The organism is Undibacterium pigrum (assembly GCF_003201815.1).
GTDB classification, from domain to species: Bacteria; Pseudomonadota; Gammaproteobacteria; order Burkholderiales; family Burkholderiaceae_D; genus Undibacterium; species Undibacterium pigrum.
Window position 1 is genome coordinate 874,211 of the sequence record NZ_QJKB01000001.1, and the last position, 16,971, is coordinate 891,181.

Annotated in this window: 20 protein-coding genes and 1 tRNA gene; 13 read left to right on the forward strand and 8 right to left on the reverse strand. The window is 49.2% G+C overall.

The annotated features are described in order from the left end of the window. Positions 1-58: 58 nt before the first annotated feature. On the reverse strand, positions 59-916 hold the full coding sequence (locus DFR42_RS03800) for a DMT family transporter (protein WP_110253589.1): 858 nt from the start codon (positions 914-916) through the stop codon (positions 59-61). A 181-nt stretch (positions 917-1,097) separates the two neighbouring features. Between DFR42_RS03800 and DFR42_RS03805 the strand changes: the two genes are divergently transcribed. The 8 genes from DFR42_RS03805 to DFR42_RS03840 all read left to right on the forward strand — a co-directional run bounded on the left by DFR42_RS03805 (position 1,098) and on the right by DFR42_RS03840 (position 7,558). Beyond that, a complete protein-coding gene (locus DFR42_RS03805; protein WP_110253590.1) occupies positions 1,098-1,790 on the forward strand; it encodes a glutathione binding-like protein in 693 nt (230 codons plus the stop codon). Between the two features lie 67 nt (positions 1,791-1,857). Beyond that, on the forward strand, positions 1,858-3,084 hold the full coding sequence (locus DFR42_RS03810; RefSeq protein WP_110253591.1) for a DUF2863 family protein: 1,227 nt from the start codon (positions 1,858-1,860) through the stop codon (positions 3,082-3,084). Between the two features lie 32 nt (positions 3,085-3,116). Continuing rightward, positions 3,117-3,632 (forward strand): GNAT family N-acetyltransferase, encoded by a 516-nt coding sequence (locus DFR42_RS03815; RefSeq protein ID WP_110253592.1) that lies wholly within the window; start codon positions 3,117-3,119, stop codon positions 3,630-3,632. Positions 3,633-3,788: 156 nt separating this feature from the next. Further along, positions 3,789-4,979 (forward strand): acyl-CoA dehydrogenase family protein, encoded by a 1,191-nt coding sequence (locus DFR42_RS03820; protein ID WP_110253593.1) that lies wholly within the window; start codon positions 3,789-3,791, stop codon positions 4,977-4,979. Positions 4,980-4,989: 10 nt separating this feature from the next. Further along, positions 4,990-6,129 (forward strand): acyl-CoA dehydrogenase family protein, encoded by a 1,140-nt coding sequence (locus DFR42_RS03825; protein WP_110253594.1) that lies wholly within the window; start codon positions 4,990-4,992, stop codon positions 6,127-6,129. 77 nt (positions 6,130-6,206) lie between these two features. Beyond that, positions 6,207-6,668 (forward strand): MaoC family dehydratase, encoded by a 462-nt coding sequence (locus DFR42_RS03830; protein ID WP_110253595.1) that lies wholly within the window; start codon positions 6,207-6,209, stop codon positions 6,666-6,668. A gap of 22 nt (positions 6,669-6,690) precedes the next feature. Further along, positions 6,691-7,143: a MaoC family dehydratase gene (locus DFR42_RS03835; RefSeq protein ID WP_110253596.1), complete on the forward strand. Its 453-nt coding sequence runs from the start codon at positions 6,691-6,693 to the stop codon at positions 7,141-7,143. 34 nt (positions 7,144-7,177) lie between these two features. Then, positions 7,178-7,558 carry a nuclear transport factor 2-like protein gene (locus DFR42_RS03840; RefSeq protein ID WP_110253597.1) on the forward strand — a complete coding sequence of 127 codons (381 nt, stop codon included), beginning with the start codon at positions 7,178-7,180 and terminating at the stop codon, positions 7,556-7,558. 55 nt (positions 7,559-7,613) lie between these two features. Here DFR42_RS03840 and DFR42_RS03845 read toward each other — a convergent pair whose 3' ends face one another. Genes DFR42_RS03845 through DFR42_RS03860 form a run of 4 tightly spaced genes read right to left on the reverse strand, consistent with a single transcriptional unit; the run spans position 7,614 to position 10,590 of the window. Beyond that, positions 7,614-8,696, reverse strand: a complete 1,083-nt coding sequence (locus DFR42_RS03845) for a WD40/YVTN/BNR-like repeat-containing protein (protein ID WP_245936819.1) — start codon at positions 8,694-8,696, stop codon at positions 7,614-7,616. Positions 8,697-8,698: 2 nt separating this feature from the next. Continuing rightward, positions 8,699-8,968: a MoaD/ThiS family protein gene (locus DFR42_RS03850; protein ID WP_110253599.1), complete on the reverse strand. Its 270-nt coding sequence runs from the start codon at positions 8,966-8,968 to the stop codon at positions 8,699-8,701. A gap of 2 nt (positions 8,969-8,970) precedes the next feature. Beyond that, positions 8,971-9,438, reverse strand: coding sequence for a CYTH domain-containing protein (locus DFR42_RS03855; RefSeq protein ID WP_110253600.1), 468 nt, complete (start codon positions 9,436-9,438; stop codon positions 8,971-8,973). 27 nt (positions 9,439-9,465) lie between these two features. Then, positions 9,466-10,590 carry a M14 family metallopeptidase gene (locus DFR42_RS03860; protein ID WP_110253601.1) on the reverse strand — a complete coding sequence of 375 codons (1,125 nt, stop codon included), beginning with the start codon at positions 10,588-10,590 and terminating at the stop codon, positions 9,466-9,468. 210 nt (positions 10,591-10,800) lie between these two features. On the opposite strand from DFR42_RS03860, the gene DFR42_RS03865 reads away from it, so the two are divergent. Together DFR42_RS03865 and DFR42_RS03870 are read left to right on the forward strand one after the other, a co-directional pair. Further along, positions 10,801-10,877, forward strand: a tRNA-Pro gene (locus tag DFR42_RS03865). A 249-nt stretch (positions 10,878-11,126) separates the two neighbouring features. Next, positions 11,127-12,518, forward strand: a complete 1,392-nt coding sequence (locus DFR42_RS03870) for a hypothetical protein (protein WP_110253602.1) — start codon at positions 11,127-11,129, stop codon at positions 12,516-12,518. 119 nt (positions 12,519-12,637) lie between these two features. Here DFR42_RS03870 and DFR42_RS03875 read toward each other — a convergent pair whose 3' ends face one another. Together DFR42_RS03875 and DFR42_RS03880 are read right to left on the reverse strand one after the other, a co-directional pair. Beyond that, on the reverse strand, positions 12,638-13,609 hold the full coding sequence (locus DFR42_RS03875; RefSeq protein WP_110253603.1) for a 2-hydroxyacid dehydrogenase: 972 nt from the start codon (positions 13,607-13,609) through the stop codon (positions 12,638-12,640). Further along, positions 13,606-14,019, reverse strand: coding sequence for a VOC family protein (locus DFR42_RS03880; RefSeq protein WP_110253604.1), 414 nt, complete (start codon positions 14,017-14,019; stop codon positions 13,606-13,608). Before DFR42_RS03880 ends, DFR42_RS03875 begins: the two co-directional genes overlap by 4 nt. A gap of 105 nt (positions 14,020-14,124) precedes the next feature. On the opposite strand from DFR42_RS03880, the gene DFR42_RS03885 reads away from it, so the two are divergent. Next, positions 14,125-14,988 carry a LysR family transcriptional regulator gene (locus DFR42_RS03885; RefSeq protein WP_110254226.1) on the forward strand — a complete coding sequence of 288 codons (864 nt, stop codon included), beginning with the start codon at positions 14,125-14,127 and terminating at the stop codon, positions 14,986-14,988. Here DFR42_RS03885 and DFR42_RS03890 read toward each other — a convergent pair. Continuing rightward, positions 14,962-15,663, reverse strand: a complete 702-nt coding sequence (locus tag DFR42_RS03890) for a ribonuclease HI family protein (protein ID WP_110253605.1) — start codon at positions 15,661-15,663, stop codon at positions 14,962-14,964. The two genes, DFR42_RS03885 and DFR42_RS03890, sit on opposite strands and share 27 nt — an antisense overlap. Before the next feature lie 136 nt (positions 15,664-15,799). On the opposite strand from DFR42_RS03890, the gene DFR42_RS03895 reads away from it, so the two are divergent. Next, positions 15,800-16,033 (forward strand): DUF1272 domain-containing protein, encoded by a 234-nt coding sequence (locus DFR42_RS03895; protein ID WP_110253606.1) that lies wholly within the window; start codon positions 15,800-15,802, stop codon positions 16,031-16,033. A gap of 20 nt (positions 16,034-16,053) precedes the next feature. Beyond that, positions 16,054-16,965, forward strand: coding sequence for an EamA family transporter (locus DFR42_RS03900; protein ID WP_110253607.1), 912 nt, complete (start codon positions 16,054-16,056; stop codon positions 16,963-16,965). Positions 16,966-16,971 lie beyond the last annotated feature (6 nt).

Here is a 16,971-nt window from a genome sequence, read left to right on the forward strand (position 1 = left end):
AGATACAAACAGCAGCGTGAAATGGTAAATGCAGCTCCTGGCTCAAACTGCTAAGCAGTTAATGCTGTTGATGCTGATAGCTGGCATATGCAGTAGCAGCCAATATGATGAAAGCGCCGCTCAGCTCATGCATGCCCGGAGTTTCTTGCAAGAGCAGATAAGCCAGCAACATGCCGTATACCGGCTCCAGCGAGGTCATAATGCTGGCAAAACTGGTGGATAATTTGCTCAGGCTGAACATGAACAAGCCATGGGACAGAGCAGTAAATACGACACCCAGCAAGATCAAGCCAGACCAGGTTTGCATGCTCTTACCCACAAGATCGCCAGTTACCAATACAAAAGGCAAGAGCAAGATAGTTGCCACGCCATTTTGCAGGCATGCCTGTTTGAATGGTGGCATTTGAGCACCCTGCCAGCGATTCATCATTGCCAGCAAAGCGAAACTGAAGCCAGACAATATCCCCAGGCCCAGTGCATAGACAGCACCATCCCCCCATGAGGTAGCGCTGACCATAACTACCATGCCAATGACGACAAATAGTGCAGCCCAGGCATCATGCGCTTTTCTTGCTTCTTTAAAAAACCAGGGTTCGAGCAAGGCGACAAATAAAGGAAAGCTGGCAAAACCCATCAAACCAAATGCAACTGGCGCAAAATTGAGCGAGGCAAAAAAAGTCAGCCAGTGTATGGCCAGTAAAAGCCCGCAAGCGACAATGCTCTTTGAAACATCGCGAAAATGCAATTGCCGCTGATATGCCAGTACGAGCAACAAGCATAAGGCCGCAAACAAGGTGCGCCCAAATACCAGCAATAACGCACTGACCGCCAGCAGCTTGCCCAGTACACCTGCTGCGCCAAATAAGAACACGGCGATATGCAAGGCAAACAAGGAAGGCAGCGCAGTTTTTTTCATATAGTCTATGTGTTTGACGAGTGCCAAGTATAAAGCCGAAATATATCGCTGAAATATAAAACCGTTCGTGCAACACGTCAGATGAAGGTTTTACACTTTTATTTTGGATTAAAGCGCAAACGCATTAATCTATGCATAATGGATACTTGCTGTTTTCATCAACCCATTAAAGAGGGAAGCAATGATAGACGTTTATTCCTGGCCGACACCAAACGGACACAAAGTACACATCATGCTGGAAGAATGCGGCCTGCCTTACCGCGTTATTCCGGTAGACATCGGTGCTGGCGATCAATTCAAAGCTGATTTCCTGGCGATTTCACCAAACAACAAGATACCTGCCATCGTTGATGCAGATGGTCCGGACGGCAAACCTATCGCCCTGTTTGAATCGGGCGCGATCCTGATTTATCTGGCTGGCAAAACTGGCTTATTCCTGGGCAAGACCGATCGGGAAAAATATGAAGCGCTGCAATGGCTGATGTTCCAGATGGGTAGTGTTGGCCCCATGCTGGGCCAGGCACATCATTTCAGAATATATGCGCCTGAAAAGATAGAGTACGCGGTTGACCGCTATACCAATGAGACAAAGCGCATCTATGGCGTCATCGACAAACAACTGGAAAAAACCACTTATCTGGCTGGTGAAGAATATGGCATCGCTGATATTGCGACTTTCCCATGGACACGTTCATTCGCCAATCAGGGCGTAGACTGGGCAGAATTCCCGAATGCAAAACGCTGGTTCGATACCATCAGCCAGCGCTCTGCCGTACAACGTGGCGTGCAAGTATTGGCAGACTTGCGCAAACCTCTTGACAATGACAAGGCAAGAGACGTTTTGTTTGGAAAAACACAATACGCAAAGAAATAAACTCATTCACCGGGGGTGAAGCAAATTGCCGTTACAATGGGCTTAACCCCCTCTACTCTATTTCAGTATGCGTCGCCCTATAAAAAGAAATCGCCTTAAACTCGCCGCTGAAAGCCAGCGCGTCGCCAATCTTGCGCTTGCAGTTGCACAATCTGCCAGCCGTATTGAAGACCTGGACTGGCAAGCAAAACTGGACGCATTAGTCACAAAGAGTCTCAAACAACATCACCAGGAAATGCTGGAGGCGGCGACTGAACACTTGTTTCAAACGCATCCCAACGGCTATGAGGTACTCACTGAAACACTGGAATCAGTCAGCACATGCACACAGTTTGAGCATGAGGGGCAGTCTTATATCAGCCTGTTGATTGCCGCCCCCATACTGGCCTGGACACGTTTCGAAATTGCCTCGGGCACTGTTCCCACAGAAGCCTTGAGCATACTGCACACGCAATTGAATGCGCATTTGCTGGCCGATGAAACACAACTGCGCTTGCTGCCGGGTTTGTATTCCATCGATCAATTGCCGCGCAGTCATGTAGAAACCTATGCCTTGCTGGAACGTCATAGCCTGGCCATGTTGAAAAACCTGCCCGCACCTGCAGAGGCAGAACGTGCGCACACCATTCCCTTCCTGGCTGACATTCGTTATGTGCTCGGTGTCCTTGTCGTTAAGAAAGGTGCCCCGCTCTTCCAGTGGCAAACAATAGAGGCACCTTATGATTGCGCACAAGCCAAGAGTGATGCCCTGCTTGAATGGCAGCAACAGACTGATGCCACGGTCAAGCGTCTGCTACCTGGATGTGGCATAGAACTTTTATTACCCGAGGCCTATTACACCGCCTGCCGCGAAGCTGATATCAGGATACGTCCGGCAACCATACGCTCTGCCATGTTTTATCTGAGTCAAACCCTGGGTAAAGAAGCAGATCAGTTCACGATTATCATCGCGTCTTTTGGTGAGCAGGAAAACCCCGGGCAAGTTGACGAATATCGCATCAGCTTTTGCCTGCGTGATGCGCCTGAAGTGATCTATGGCGTGGTCTGGCCACTGTATCAGGCAGAAGATCAGATCATTGCTGTCAATCTGGACGAGAACGAGCAGCTTGCTGGTGAAATCCCAGGTATTTTGCAGGAATGTGGTGTCACCGAAATTCTTCAACTGGAAGAAATTTTTGCCATGGAATTCTGCGACGATTGCGGTACGCCATTATTTGCAGACCGTGACAGTGATCTGGTGCACACTGAAATGCCAGATGATGCACCGACACCAGGTGCAACCCACTTTCACTAAGCGTCGAAACTTGTCTGGTTTGGTAGGGATATATGACGACAGCAGACAACCAGGCTTATAAAAACAAGCAAACCATCTCTGAAACAGACCCTTGTTTTCATTTCAGAGATGGTTTGACTACTGACGCACTGGCCACCAGCCAATTGATCTCACAATTTGCTCCGGATTTTTGTCTCAATCCAGATGGGAGTGGTGCGGATTTATTTCTGCAGTCAGTATCAGAATCTGCAGAATTTTCTTATCTTACTGATGCACGCTATCACTTTATCCTTGCGTGGCACGGTGAAACGCTGGCTGGCTTCATTGCCATGCGCGACCTCAGCCACCTGTTTCATCTTTTCGTCAATCCATCATTTCAGAAGCAAAAACTGGCAAGCATCCTTTGGCAGCGCGCACGTCAGCATGCCGCCGCACAAGGGCATGCAGGCGGTTTCACTGTTAATTCTTCCTTGAGCGCCATTCCTGTATATGAGCATTTTGGTTGTCAGGCCAAGGGCAAGATAGTAGAAATGCATGGCATTGCCTTTTTACCCATGCAAATGCCTTAAGCCCACCTTTAGCAAGTTTTTACTATGCAAATACTAGCTGCCAATTTTGCTTGGCACATTTGTGAAAATCCGTTGTACAATTAGTTTTGAACGGTCGTGCTTTTTTCTGCTTTCTTATTAATTGCTTGCTGCGGCCATCATAAAACAGGAGACAACATGGATTTAAATTACACGGCAGAAGACCTTGCCTTTCGGGATCAGGTGCGCACCTACCTGGAAGCCAATCTTCCACAAGACCTGCAGCAAAAAGTATTGAATCATAAACGCCTGTCCAGAGAAGACTTTGTTCGCTGGCATAAAATACTCGCCAAACAGGGCTGGGTAGCCACAGGCTGGCCAGCAGAATACGGTGGCACAGGCTGGACAGCCACCCAGCGCCATATCTTTGAAGAAGAATGTGCACGTGCTGGTACACCAGCTATCCTGCCCTTTGGCGTGAATATGGTGGCCCCCGTCATCATGGCCTTTGGCAATCAGGCACAAAAAGACTATTACCTGCCGCGCATATTGAGTTGCGAAGACTGGTGGTGCCAGGGTTACTCAGAACCAGGCTCAGGCTCAGACCTTGCTTCCCTGAAAACCCGTGCTGAGCGCGAAGGCGACCACTACATCGTCAATGGCCAAAAAACCTGGACCACCCTCGCCCAACACGCTGACATGATTTTCTGCCTGGTACGCACAGACACTGGTGTACGCAAGCAGGAAGGCATCTCTTTCCTGCTGATTGATATGAAAACACCAGGCATTACCGTACGCCCGATCATCATGCTCGACGAAGAACATGAAGTGAATGAAGTCTTCTTCGACAATGTCAAAGTTCCGGTAGAGAACCTGATAGGCGAAGAGAACAAGGGCTGGACTTATGCCAAATACCTGCTCGGCCATGAGCGCACGAACATCGCTGCCGTAGGCCGCGCCAAACGTGAATTGCAGTTCCTCAAGCGCATCGCCGCCAAACATCAAAAGAATGGCCTGCCGCTGATTGACGATGCAGTGTATGCCAGCAAGGTTGCCAGCCTGGAAGTGGAATTGATGGCGCTGGAAATTACCGTACTGCGCGTCATTTCACAAGACAGTGGCCGCCCTGGACCGGAAGCATCGCTGCTCAAGATCAAGGGAACAGAAATCCAGCAAAGGCTGACGGAGTTGATGGTAGAAGCAGTTGGCCCTTACGGCTTGCCGTTTGATCCGGCCTTCCTCGAAGGTGAGACTGAACATAGCATAGTCGGCGACGATGATGCTGCGCCTTTGGCGCCGTACTACTTCAATTTCCGCAAAACTTCCATTTATGGTGGTTCCAACGAAATTCAAAAAAATATCATCACTCAGATGATCCTGGGTCTGTGAGGAGAGCAAAATGGATTTCAACTTAACACAAGAACAAACACAGTTTGCTGATGCCTTGCGTCGCTGGGTAGAAAAAGACTATGGCTTTGAACAGCGCAAGCAAATTATAGAATCGGCTGAAGGTATATCCGATAAAGCATGGGCTGGTCTGGCAGAACTGGGCGCACTGGCCCTACCAGTACCGGAAGAACAAGGCGGTTTCAATGGTTCTGCCATTGACATGCTGGTCATCATGCAGGAACTGGGACGCGGCATTGTTATCGAGCCCTACTTTGCTACTGTCATGGGTGCAGAGTTTTTGAAAAAATCCGGCAAGCATGCAGATGTGCTTGAGCAAATCGCTGGCGGCGAAGTCAAACTGGCGAATGCACTGGGCGAAAGACAATCACGTCACGACCTGTTTGACATTGCCGCCACTGCCAGCAAAAACGGCGATGGTTTTGTACTCAATGGCAGCAAGACCGTGGTGCTGCATGGTGCCCAGGCTGACAAATTGATCGTCTCTGTACGCAGCAGCGGCGCGCAACGCGATACAAATGGCATCAGCCTGTTTATCGTTGACGCCGATGCAGAAGGTATCAGCCGTCGCGATTACCGTACCATTGATGGTTATCGTGCGGCAGATATTACATTCAACAACGTGCAAGTTGGTTCTGATGCTCTGTTAAGCACAGTCGATGGCGGTTGGGAATTGCTGGATGCGGTGGCCGATTACGGCGTTACCCTGCTGTGTGCAGAGTCCATAGGCATCATGGAAGCAATTACCGCAGCTACCCTGGATTATCTGAAAACACGCCAGCAATTTGGCGTGCCTATCGGCAAATTCCAGGTCTTGCAACATCGCATGGCAGAAATGTTCATGGAAATGGAACAGGCCCGCTCCATGGCGACACTGGCTGCAGTCAAAATCGCCTCTGACGATGTGGAAGAACGCCGCCGTACAGTATCTGCCGCCAAGGCCAGGATAGGCCAGGCTGCCAAATACATAGGCCAGCAAGCTGTGCAATTGCATGGTGGCATGGGTGTCACCAATGAACTGCCGGTTGCCCACATGTTTAAACGCCTGACCACGATAGAGCTGACACTGGGTGACACTGATCATCATCTGGCCAGATTTGTCGCACAACCCGGCTTTAAAAGCGCAGCTTGATTGCTGTAGAAAAATCCCGACTGTGTTCGGGATTTTTTTTGCCTTTTAAAACATCAAGGAAACAACGAGGACACACTATGAGTATCAAAACAGATCGCTGGTATTTTGAAGATTTTGTTCCTGGCACCGTCATAGAACTGGGACAGCGCGTAGTAACGGAAGAAGAAATCATTACATTCGCCAGGCAATTTGATCCGCAATCATTTCACGTTGATAAAGAAGCGGCCAGTCAATCCATCTTTGGCGGCGTCATCGCCAGCGGCTGGCATACCTGCGGCATGATCATGCGTATGGTGGTGGATGGCTTTCTGGCCAATTCATCGAGCATGGGCTCCCCTGGTGTTGATGAAATACGCTGGATACTGCCAGTACGCCCTGGCGACACCCTGACTGTCACAGCCGAAACCACAGGCAGCAAACTGTCAACTTCAAAACCAGACCGCGGCGTCATCAATACTTTATGGAAAGCCTATAACCAGGAAGGCAAGCTGGTTTGCACGATCACTGGCATGGGCATGTTTGGCCGTCGTCCAGAGTAAAAATAAACAATAAGGAGACATGATGAGAGAATTTAATAGCCTTGCTGAATTAAAAGACTTGATAGGCCAGGAAGTTGCGCAATCAGAATGGGTAGAAATCAGCCAGGAAAGAGTGAACACTTTTGCTGATGCAACTGGCGACCATCAATGGATACACATCGATGTAGAAAGAGCCAAACGTGAGTCCCCATTTGGTGGACCGATTGCACATGGCTTTTTGACTTTGTCCTTGCTACCCATGCTGGTTGCCAATGCCATCAAACTTACTTACGTCAAAATGGGGGTCAATTATGGACTCAATAAAGTACGCTTCCCCTCCCCTGTTCCTGTCGGCAGCTGGGTACGCGCGCGTTTGAAATTACTGGAAATTGAAGACATCAAGGATGGTGCCCAATTCACCTGGGAAGTCACGATAGAACGTGAAGGCCAGGACAAACCGGTATGCGTGGCAGAATCAATCTCACGCGCCTATTAGTCCTGCCAAACCTCATCTTTCAGAGACCGAGTCCATGCCCAGTCAAGACACAATAAAACGCTTCATCGCCAAAGTTGAAGCGAACGAACATGCTGCAGCATGTGAAGAGTTTTATACTGAAAATTCAAGCATGCAGGAAAACCAGGCCAAGCCCAGGATAGGCCGTGCGGCGCATGTAGCGGCTGAACATGCCGTCATGTCACGCGCGAGGTCAGTCACATCTACCTGCGTGCATCCGGTCTTGGTAAATGGCGATCATGTCGTTATTCGCTGGATTTTCAGATTTGAATGGCTGGACGGCAGTGTCACGCAAATGGAAGAACTTGCTTATCAGCGCTGGGAAGGTGAATGCATAGCGGAAGAAACTTTCTTCTATGATCCGGCACAGCGAATTCCACAAAGACCCACTGCGTGAAATGCAATAAGGTCAAAGTTCATACTCTGGCCTTATTGTCTCGTTGTGAACTAGATTAATAAAATTTGACTGCGTAAATCGGTGGCAGATTAGCTGATATCTGATACCAGTCTTCCCCTTCATTTTCACTCGCCCATAAATTACCGGTAGTCGACGCCATCAGCAGATTCTTGCCATTTTCTGACACAGCCAGGCCATGACGATACACCAGATCATAACAATCTTGTTGTGGCAAACCATTCCGCAAAGACTCAAAGGTTTTGCCGCCATCCCGTGTACGCGTGACACTCATGGAGCCATGCAGGGGAACGCGCTTTTGATCAGCCACCGCGGGAACAAACCAGGCAATATCTGGGTTGCGCGGATGAGCGGCTACAGCAAAACCAAAGTCGGGGATACCTTCAGGCAAATGTAATTGTTGCCAGCTTGCTGCATCATCTTCACTGCGCCAGATGCCATTATGATGCTGGCACCATAAAACATGGCTGGCAAACTTGCTACGGGCGATAAGATGCGGGTCCTGGATATTTTGCTTGTCTGCCAAATCAGGTGGCATGTAGGCAGCATGCATACCGGACGCAGACAACCCCCAATTTTTCCCGCCATCCTCTGTTTTCCAGGCACCACCACAGGAGATACCCAACAAGATATGCTGAGAATTGCGCGGATTGACGCATATCGAATGTATGCCTGGCGTGTCGTAACCGCCGCCCATCCACTCCTTGCGCTCTTCCCTGTCCCATAAGCTACGCACCAATTCCCAACTGTTGCCGCGATCTGGTGAGCGGAATAAGCCGCCTGGCAAGGTTCCAGCCCATAGTACGCCAGGCTCATCACCTCCACCGGTTTCCATAGACCAGATGACTTTGAGCTTCCATTCAACATCGTCATCTGTTTTGGCATGTTCAGGGTAGGCTGGCACGGCAATCTCAGTCCAGTCGTCACGGCCTTCATCGCGCCTGTGCAACTTGACTCCAAAGTGTCCGAGATTCAATGCCGCATAAACAGCGCCATCGCGTTTGTCATGCAGGCACATACTCAAAGGCTCACCAAGGAAACTGATCTGATCCAGTTCCCACTTGCCGTCAATATGGATCATTTCAAACAAACCCTTGCGGGTTGCTACCATTGCTTTCATCATTAGCCTCCTGAAAGTGCCTGCAAAACATAAACCTGGCTATTTGAACTTAAAGGATCGTGTAAGCCATTGCGTCGCATGACGCGTTTACCGTCGATAAAAACCACCACATGAAAACGCAGGTCACCCTGTTCATCCAGGATATAGCCGCGTAAAGTAGGGTTGACCTCGAATGCTGCTTCCAGCCCATCACGCAAATTATCAGCTGCAGTTTCTACCTCAGGAACCTCAGTAAAGCGACTGAGTTGCTGGGTAAAAATCAGCCTGGCCATGATTATGCCCAGTCCTTGTAAGGATGTTTGAGCAAATTTGCATTTGCATAGCGCCTGTCGTGGCTGACTTCTTCACCCAGCCAGGCCGGGCGCTCAAATTGCTGCTGCTCGGATTCAAGCTCAACCTCGGCCACAATAAGGCCGAGATTATCACCGATGAACTCATCGACTTCCCAGATCAAACCAGCGAGAGGAATGCGATAACGAGTTTTTTCTATGAGAGGTTGCTGGCAGACTGTGTCCAGCAAGATTTGTGCATCGGCCAGCGGGATGGGGTATTCCCATTCGCTACAGCTAATGTCGGTTGACAGACCCTTGATGGTCAGCATCGCACGTTCAGCTTCTATGCGTACCCGTACGATGCGACCCGGGTCAGAGCAAATATAACCCTGGCGCAGAAATGTGCCCTGCCCCTGCTGCTTGAAATCCTGATTCACAACAAGGAATTTGCGTTCAATCTCTACGCCCATCACTACTCCGATCAATAAATATCGGAATTATGCACTCAATGTCGCCAAAATCGGTTGCAACATCGCTTCACCCAGCTTGATACTGCGCGAACCATCCCAGCCTACCTCTGCATCTGGCAAGTTGGCATTGTCCTTGAATGGCAATTCCAGAGTCAATGAAACGCATTTGAAAGTATGTCCAATATACTTGGATGCCAGTTTCAATACATCTTCATTGTATTTGGATGCTTCGTAACCGTATTTGGTCTGGAAGTCCGGGCTGGCCAGGCAGAAGCTATTCACAAAATGCTGTTGTTCCTGCATCTGCTTTTCGCTAAAGCCTGCCAGCATTTCACTGCCAGCCACGAAGATATAAGGCAAGGCTTCATCACCATGAATGTCGAGGAACAGGTCGCAACCGGTTTCATGAATCTTGTTCTTGACGTGATAGACTTCCGGACTGGTTTCCAGCGAAGGTGTCATCCATTCACGGTTCAGGTTGGCACCGGCTGCATTGGTACGCAGGTTACCGCGTACAGAACCATCAGGGTTCATGTTCGGAACGATGTACACAACCGCTTTTTCCAGGATGCTGCGTGCGATTGGATTGGATGGATCCAGCAAGGCATTCAAGGTGCCTTCAACCAGCCATTCAGCCATGGTTTCGCCCGGATGCTGGCGAGCAATAATCCAGACTTTCTTTTCAGCCGCTTGGTCACCAACTACGATCAGGTTCAGATCGCGGCCATCGACGGTATTACCCAGGTCTTCAACACGGGCAACTGAAGAATTTTCCACCCCACCCAGCAAAGCCAGGTGACGCTCCCAGGTATAAGGTTCAAAATAAGCGTAATACACGCTATCACGCTCGGGTGTATGGCGTATGGTCATGACCTTGCCGTCGAACTCGGTATCGACACGGAACCAGTTGGCCCTGTCATAACTTGCTACGGCGCGATAGCCTTCCCAGCCCTTGGCATAGGTAGCATCACCCGCATTGAGGATACGCATGACAGTCTCCTGACCACGCGCACCCTGCAAGCGAAAGTGAAACCACTGCCAGATGTCGGCATGTGAATCCTTGCGCAAATTTAAATCGATGGCCCCCGCCTGTTCCGCCTTGACGACTTCGATCGCTCCCGCGTCGAAATTCTGACTGATTTTAATTGTCATGTTGTATTTATTCAGATATGTTTTTTTAAGCACCGTAAAAATACGGCGACCTAGACTGGTATTCTCACAGTTTTTTCTGAATTATGAAAATATTTCAGTCAATTAATGAATAAAATCGGACAAATATTTTCACCAAAGCAAGCATTTAAGAAGTTTCTGACCAAACATAGCAATATTCGCCACGATATACTATAATCTTTCGCTCAGTGTCGGGGCGTAGCGCAGCCTGGTAGCGTACGTGCATGGGGTGCACGGGGTCGGAGGTTCGAATCCTCTCGCCCCGACCAAAAATTTGATTTAACATTTAAAGGTTATGGTATTTATACTGTAACCTTTTTTGTTTATGGTCAAGTTTGCGACTGGTATTTTATTGCTCACATCTCCGACTCGTTTCCTTAACTACAACAGAATGTCAGTGCTTTGTCGTTAACATATTATTTAGTCTAAAGTTTTTTCTTCATCTCTAACATCATCACCTGCAGCTCCAAGTTTTTCTGGTTTTTCTCTCAGTTGCTTCTCAATGCAAGGAGTTATCCATGAAGATTTTAGTAGCACGTAAACCTGGTACCTACCCTCTTTTAACCCAGCTCATTTGTTGCAGCTTGCTGGGCTTACCTCTCACTGCCACATCACAAAGCAAGCCAACTGCGAGCGCACAAACGAAAACTGCACCAGCCAAAACTGGAACCACAAGTGCGCAAATTAGCAACCCTCCAATTGCACTGGCCTATATAGATCTTGCGACCAATGCCAGTGATATGCCCAGTGGGATGGCGAGTGCACAGTCTGGTGGCTTTCTTGGAGCTTTAGGGGGTATGGCGCGCGGCGACAGCGCGGGCAACAACAGGGGCAATGTGTTTGGCAATACCCATTCCATGGGTTTTGCGAGTGGGCGATTTATGGATGTCTCTGTCTTTACAAGCAAGAATACCGCTCTGACAGATGCGAGCCAAATGCTGCCGCCAGGCATGAACCTGGGTGATAGTTTGAAGTTGATTGCCCCATTGCCAGACAAACCCGTGACATACACGCCAACAGAAGAAAGTCCTTCTGATCCCAGTTATGAAAAGCCCAAGGGTAAAATTTCGATTTACTGGGGCTGCGGTGAAACAGTAAGGCCAGGCCAGCCACGCACCCTGGATGCAGCCAAGGCAACGCCAGAAGATTACGCAAAATTCTTTGTCATGCGTGGCAAACTCACCAAGGGTGCACGCTCACAACCAGGCAATCCAGCCTGGCCAAACAAGGCAGATGACAGGAAAGTACCGGACAATGCCTCATTAGTGGGTCAACATCAATTCGTCGGCAATGGCATACCTGAAAGTTTTAAGCTGAATCTCGGACCTGGCCATGATTTAATGGCAGCGATTGATCTAGTGCAAACCAGGAAAGACGGTGGTGTTAGCCTTGAATGGAAAACCATACCCAACGCACGCGGTTATTTCATCAGTGTCATGGGTGGGCAATCTGGTAAAGGTGACAGCTCTGAAGTCATTGTGTGGACATCCAGTGAATTGCCGGATTTTGGTTTCGGTCTTGTGGATTATCAGGCGAATGCCGATGTTGACAGATGGCTCAATGAAAAAGTCATTTTGCCTGCCAATACAAGCAAATGCGATGTTCCTAAAGGTATTTTTGGCGAGCAAGGTGCAGGGATGTTGCGCATGATCGCCTATGGATCTGATGCTTATTTTGCTTATCCACCACGCCCTGTTGATAGTAAAGTCGCCTGGGAACCAGACTGGCAAACCAAACTGCGCATGAAGTCTACTTATAGCTCCATCCTCGGTGGCATGGGAGATATGGCTGGCATGGGTGGCCGCAGGAACAACAATACTTCACAAGTTGAACCACAACAAAGGCCGGAGCAAAAAGAAGAACCAAAAGTAAAAGCGACTGATGTGCTCAAGGGCTTGCTAGGTTTTTAATAGCCAATCAGCAACTTGGTGGGAGTGTTAAGACTCCCACCTCAAAAGATCAGAACTACAAGCCTGAGCCATTATGTTGTTGAACAAAAAAGGCAGCAACAGTTCTACACAAGAAAATATCAATAGCCTCGGGCAATATCTACTGTTTGCGGTAACCCGCCACTGAGGCGATAACGACGTATGTTTTCTGCGACAATCGCCGACGCAGTTTTTCTATCTGTAGGTGCAGAACAATGGGGCAATACTGTGACATGAGGATATTGCCAATGCCACTCTGACATTGGTAACGGCTCTATATCAAACACATCCAGTACAGCATGCGAAATATGCTCGCTCTCCAGACTTGCGCGCAAATCGACATCATTGACGATGGCACCACGGGCAAAGTTGATGAATGATGCACCTTGCGGTAATTGCGCCAGCATACTGGCATTGATGATGCCTCGGGTATCTGGTGTCAAAGGCAACAGACAGACCAGAATATCGGTCTTTGCCAGCATCTCGGGCAATTCATTTTCGCCATTAAAACATTCGACACCAGCGACAGATTTAGGGCTGCGGCTCCAACCGCAAACAGTAAATCCTGCCTGCAGCAAGCTACGTGCTGCAGCTTCACCTAAAGCCCCCAAACCCAGCAGGCTAACTGTTCTTTGTCTGGCCGCGACGTATTCGCGTGGCTGCCATTTTTTTTGTGCCTGTTGCCTGGCATAAGCAGGCATGTCGCGATGCAGATACAAGGTCCAGGCCAATACTGCTTCAGCCATGGTATTTGCCAGTTGCGGGTCAACGAGGCGCACGATCTTAAGATCAGTGTTACCTAAATCGGCAACCAGACGCTCTACCCCTGCCCAGACACTATGTACCCATTGCAGTTGTGGCAATTGCTGCAATTCTGCCGGATTGGGATTGGCGACGATGGCGACTTTACATGTGGCCTTCGCTTCATCAGTCATGTCATCAAAGGCGACGATTTGTTCTTCAGGCATGGCTGTTTGCAGAGCTTGTACCCAGGCTTGCGTATGCGCATAGCCAGGTGCGGCCAAAAACGGGATGACAGTCGGAATTAGATTCGGGATGAGATTCGGTTTCATTTGTCGTAAACATTATCCAGATGATTAAAACCCTTGATTTCTATGGGATTACCAGAAGGGTCAAGAAAAAACATGGTCGCTTGTTCGCCAGGCTGCCCGGCAAAACGTATCGCTGGCTCCAGCACAAATTTGATTTTCTGTGCCACTAAACGGTCTGCCAATGCCTGCCAGTCTGGCATGGAAAGTATCACGCCCAGGTGTGGCATGGGCACCATGTGATCGCCTACCCTGCCTGTATTGGTGGTGGCAAATGGCTGGCCAAGATGCAGGGATATCTGATGTCCAAAGAAATCAAAATCTACCCAGGTAGCTGCACTGCGCCCCTCAGCACATCCCAGTATGTCAGTATAAAACTGCCTGGCGTCATCCAGATCGCGCACATGGTAGGCGAGGTGAAATAAGGCTTTCATTAAAAGTCTCCTGTTTGAAATATGAGTTTCGCAATAGTGAAATGCTAGCGCCTCTCATTCAAAAGAGATAGCATATAATTTTTAATGCATTCAAAAGAAATTTTTATGGATAGCCGTTATTTACGAAGCCTGATAACTACCATAGAACAGGGCTCCATCGCCGAGGCAGCACGTGCTGAAAATCTGACTGCAGCCGCTATCAGCCAGCGCATACAGGCACTGGAAAGAGAGCTGGGCTTTCCCCTGCTTTCCAGACTTGCTCACACCGCCAGGCCAACAGAAGCCTGCCTGAATTTATTGCCCCGGGCCAGGCATATAGTCAGTGAAGTGGCTTTGCTGGCTGGCGACATTGACCCGAAAGGCTTGACTGGCACGATCAAAATAGGTGCCATTTCGACCGCCATGACAGGCATGTTGCCGACAGTATTGCGGCAATTAAGGCAGAATGCACCTAATTTAAAGCCGGGTATAGTGCCAGGCACATCCCGCTCTTTATATCAGGCAGTCCTGGATGATGAAATAGATGCAGCAATTCTGGTTGCGCCCGCTTTTGAGTTGCCCAAAAGCCTGCAAATGCGCAATATCAGGGCTGAATCTTTGGTTTTGCTTTCACGATATGCTCCCCAAGGTGATATTCCTGCCACCTTGCAATCCCGCCCCTATCTGCGCTATGACCCCAATGCCTGGGGCGGACGATTTGCTGAAAAATACTTGAAAGATCAGGGTTTGGAGCTGGGAGCCATGTGCGACCTTGACGGTCTGGAAACCATCGCCATGCTGGTTGCAGATGATGTGGGAGTCAGTCTGGTGCCTCATTGGCCGGGCCTGGAAAAACTGGCACATGAATGTGTAATCACCCGCATCCCTGACCCTGGCTACGCGCGCAAACTGGTCTTGCTCAGCAAGTTACAACATCCACGACCCAGCATACTGGAACTATTATCACAGGCTTTTGCAATCAAGCTTTAGGCTGATAGCCATTTGCGTCAGGGCGTCAGCAGTCTGGTTTTTATGGCGCGGCACCCAGCGCACCTGCAATTGCTCAAATCTTGCGGCCAATAACTGCGCCTGTTGACGGTACTCCAGCATGCGAGCCAGCTTGCTCGCCTTGTGCTGATTAAAATCATCAATGACAACCTGGCTGTCCCCATGCACGATCAGGTGCTGCACATCATGATGTTGCGCTTGCAGCAATGCAAATAACAAGCCACTGTACTCTGCATCACAACTGTCACCATATTCGAAATTCTGTACATACTCAAAGCTATGGCCTTCAGGCGATGTGAGTACACAGGCAATCTGGCACTTGCCCGGATTTGGTAAGGCAGAGCCATCGAACCAGGCCAGCCATGTGTTTGCGTTTTTTTGCATGGATGATTGCCGGTGCAACTGGTTCTTTCTTTGCTCTTGCTTCTCAGCTCTTTGCGCTTGTTTTCTGGCATTGTCAGCATTTTTTGCCTCACTGCGCTGCTCTGCCAGTTGTGATATATCTTGCAGGCCCCCATGCTTTGCGCTTTGCTCCAGTAATAATGACAAGCATTGCTCAATTGGCAGTCTTTTCTGTTTGGCCAGTTGCCTGCTTTGTGCGTACTCCTTGCGGGTAGCGATGGCTATTAATTGCTGGCGGGTGAAGATGGTAGACATAAAGACTTTGAGAATGAACTGACTGGACTATAGCAATGTCCTGATCTGACCGCCACTGGTCGCGATCATGGCTGGCAGAAGATATTCAAACTGGTATTCTGCATGATATCGACTCACAACAAAAAGGAAATGTATCATGCTGGAATTAAGACCGAATTGTGAACGCTGTGACTGCGACTTACCACCAGCCTCTGCCAAGGCACGCATTTGCACGTTTGAATGCACCTTCTGCGCAGATTGTGTCGATGGCCCACTGCAGGGTGTATGTCCAAATTGTGGCGGAAATTTCGTTCCACGTCCTATCAGGCCAGAAAACAAATTACCCAATAATCCTGCATCCACCAAAAGGGTGTACGCTAAAACAAATTAATACACTTAAGCAAAATCACCATGTCCAAATCTGTCCTTAACCCGCGTCACATATTGATTGCTGCCATAGTTATTCTCTTGTGGGGGATGAATTTCGTAGTCATCAAAATCGGCTTGAAAGGCATACCACCTTTCCTGATGGGGGCTTTGCGCTTTATTTTGGTGGCTTTCCCGGCGATTTTCTTTTTACCTCGCCCTAAAGTGCCACTCAAACTATTGCTGGCATACGCCATGTTCATCAGCCTGGGGCAGTTTGCCTTTTTGTTTTCAGCCATGGCAGTCGGCATGCCTGCGGGCCTGGCATCATTGGTATTACAGGCTCAGGCTTTCTTTACGGTAGGTTTGTCTGCCGTTGTATTTGGTGACAAGCTGCGTCCAAGTAATTTGCTGGGGATGCTGGTGGCCAGTACAGGTTTGATATTGCTGGGCAGCGCCAGCATTAGCAGCTCGGCCAGTCAGGTCACACTGGCTGGTTTCGCTCTGACTTTATGCGCAGCATTCTCCTGGGCCAGTGGTAATGTCATCAATAAAAAAATAGGCGTGACAAATGCATTGAGCGTGGTGTCATGGAGTGCACTGGTACCCATCCTGCCCTTCTTCCTGCTTTCTTATCTCTTTGAAGGTGGTGATGTCATCATGCATAGCCTGCAAAATATGAGTCTGTCATCCGGCCTCACCATTGTTTATCTGGCTGTAGCAGCAACGTTGATAGGCTATACCTTGTGGGGAAAACTCCTGGCCAGCCTGCCCACGCATCTGGTAGCACCTTTGACCCTGATGGTGCCTGTTGTTGGCCTGAGCGCAGCATGGGTATTACTCGATGAAGCATTGAACCAAACCCAGCTACTGGGGGCAGCGACCGTAATGGCAGGCCTGCTCATCAATGTCTTTGGCAGCAAACTGGCGACTGGAGTGCGCCGTATATTTGCCTGAATTTCT

Excerpts from the sequence above, each read along its gene's own strand:
- DFR42_RS03805 (WP_110253590.1), top strand. The coding sequence starts at position 1,098 with ATGATAGACGTTTATTCCTGGCCGACACCAAACGGACACAAAGTACAC.
- DFR42_RS03855 (WP_110253600.1), bottom strand. The coding sequence starts at position 9,438 with ATGGGCGTAGAGATTGAACGCAAATTCCTTGTTGTGAATCAGGATTTC.
- DFR42_RS03845 (WP_245936819.1), bottom strand. The coding sequence starts at position 8,696 with ATGAAAGCAATGGTAGCAACCCGCAAGGGTTTGTTTGAAATGATCCAT.
- DFR42_RS03870 (WP_110253602.1), top strand. The coding sequence starts at position 11,127 with ATGAAGATTTTAGTAGCACGTAAACCTGGTACCTACCCTCTTTTAACC.
- DFR42_RS03830 (WP_110253595.1), top strand. The coding sequence starts at position 6,207 with ATGAGTATCAAAACAGATCGCTGGTATTTTGAAGATTTTGTTCCTGGC.
- DFR42_RS03820 (WP_110253593.1), top strand. The coding sequence starts at position 3,789 with ATGGATTTAAATTACACGGCAGAAGACCTTGCCTTTCGGGATCAGGTG.
- DFR42_RS03850 (WP_110253599.1), bottom strand. The coding sequence starts at position 8,968 with ATGGCCAGGCTGATTTTTACCCAGCAACTCAGTCGCTTTACTGAGGTT.
- DFR42_RS03815 (WP_110253592.1), top strand. The coding sequence starts at position 3,117 with ATGACGACAGCAGACAACCAGGCTTATAAAAACAAGCAAACCATCTCT.
- DFR42_RS03880 (WP_110253604.1), bottom strand. The coding sequence starts at position 14,019 with ATGAAAGCCTTATTTCACCTCGCCTACCATGTGCGCGATCTGGATGAC.
- DFR42_RS03800 (WP_110253589.1), bottom strand. The coding sequence starts at position 916 with ATGAAAAAAACTGCGCTGCCTTCCTTGTTTGCCTTGCATATCGCCGTG.
- DFR42_RS03860 (WP_110253601.1), bottom strand. The coding sequence starts at position 10,590 with ATGACAATTAAAATCAGTCAGAATTTCGACGCGGGAGCGATCGAAGTC.
- DFR42_RS03890 (WP_110253605.1), bottom strand. The coding sequence starts at position 15,663 with ATGTCTACCATCTTCACCCGCCAGCAATTAATAGCCATCGCTACCCGC.
- DFR42_RS03885 (WP_110254226.1), top strand. The coding sequence starts at position 14,125 with ATGGATAGCCGTTATTTACGAAGCCTGATAACTACCATAGAACAGGGC.
- DFR42_RS03840 (WP_110253597.1), top strand. The coding sequence starts at position 7,178 with ATGCCCAGTCAAGACACAATAAAACGCTTCATCGCCAAAGTTGAAGCG.
- DFR42_RS03895 (WP_110253606.1), top strand. The coding sequence starts at position 15,800 with ATGCTGGAATTAAGACCGAATTGTGAACGCTGTGACTGCGACTTACCA.
- DFR42_RS03900 (WP_110253607.1), top strand. The coding sequence starts at position 16,054 with ATGTCCAAATCTGTCCTTAACCCGCGTCACATATTGATTGCTGCCATA.
- DFR42_RS03825 (WP_110253594.1), top strand. The coding sequence starts at position 4,990 with ATGGATTTCAACTTAACACAAGAACAAACACAGTTTGCTGATGCCTTG.
- DFR42_RS03875 (WP_110253603.1), bottom strand. The coding sequence starts at position 13,609 with ATGAAACCGAATCTCATCCCGAATCTAATTCCGACTGTCATCCCGTTT.
- DFR42_RS03810 (WP_110253591.1), top strand. The coding sequence starts at position 1,858 with ATGCGTCGCCCTATAAAAAGAAATCGCCTTAAACTCGCCGCTGAAAGC.
- DFR42_RS03835 (WP_110253596.1), top strand. The coding sequence starts at position 6,691 with ATGAGAGAATTTAATAGCCTTGCTGAATTAAAAGACTTGATAGGCCAG.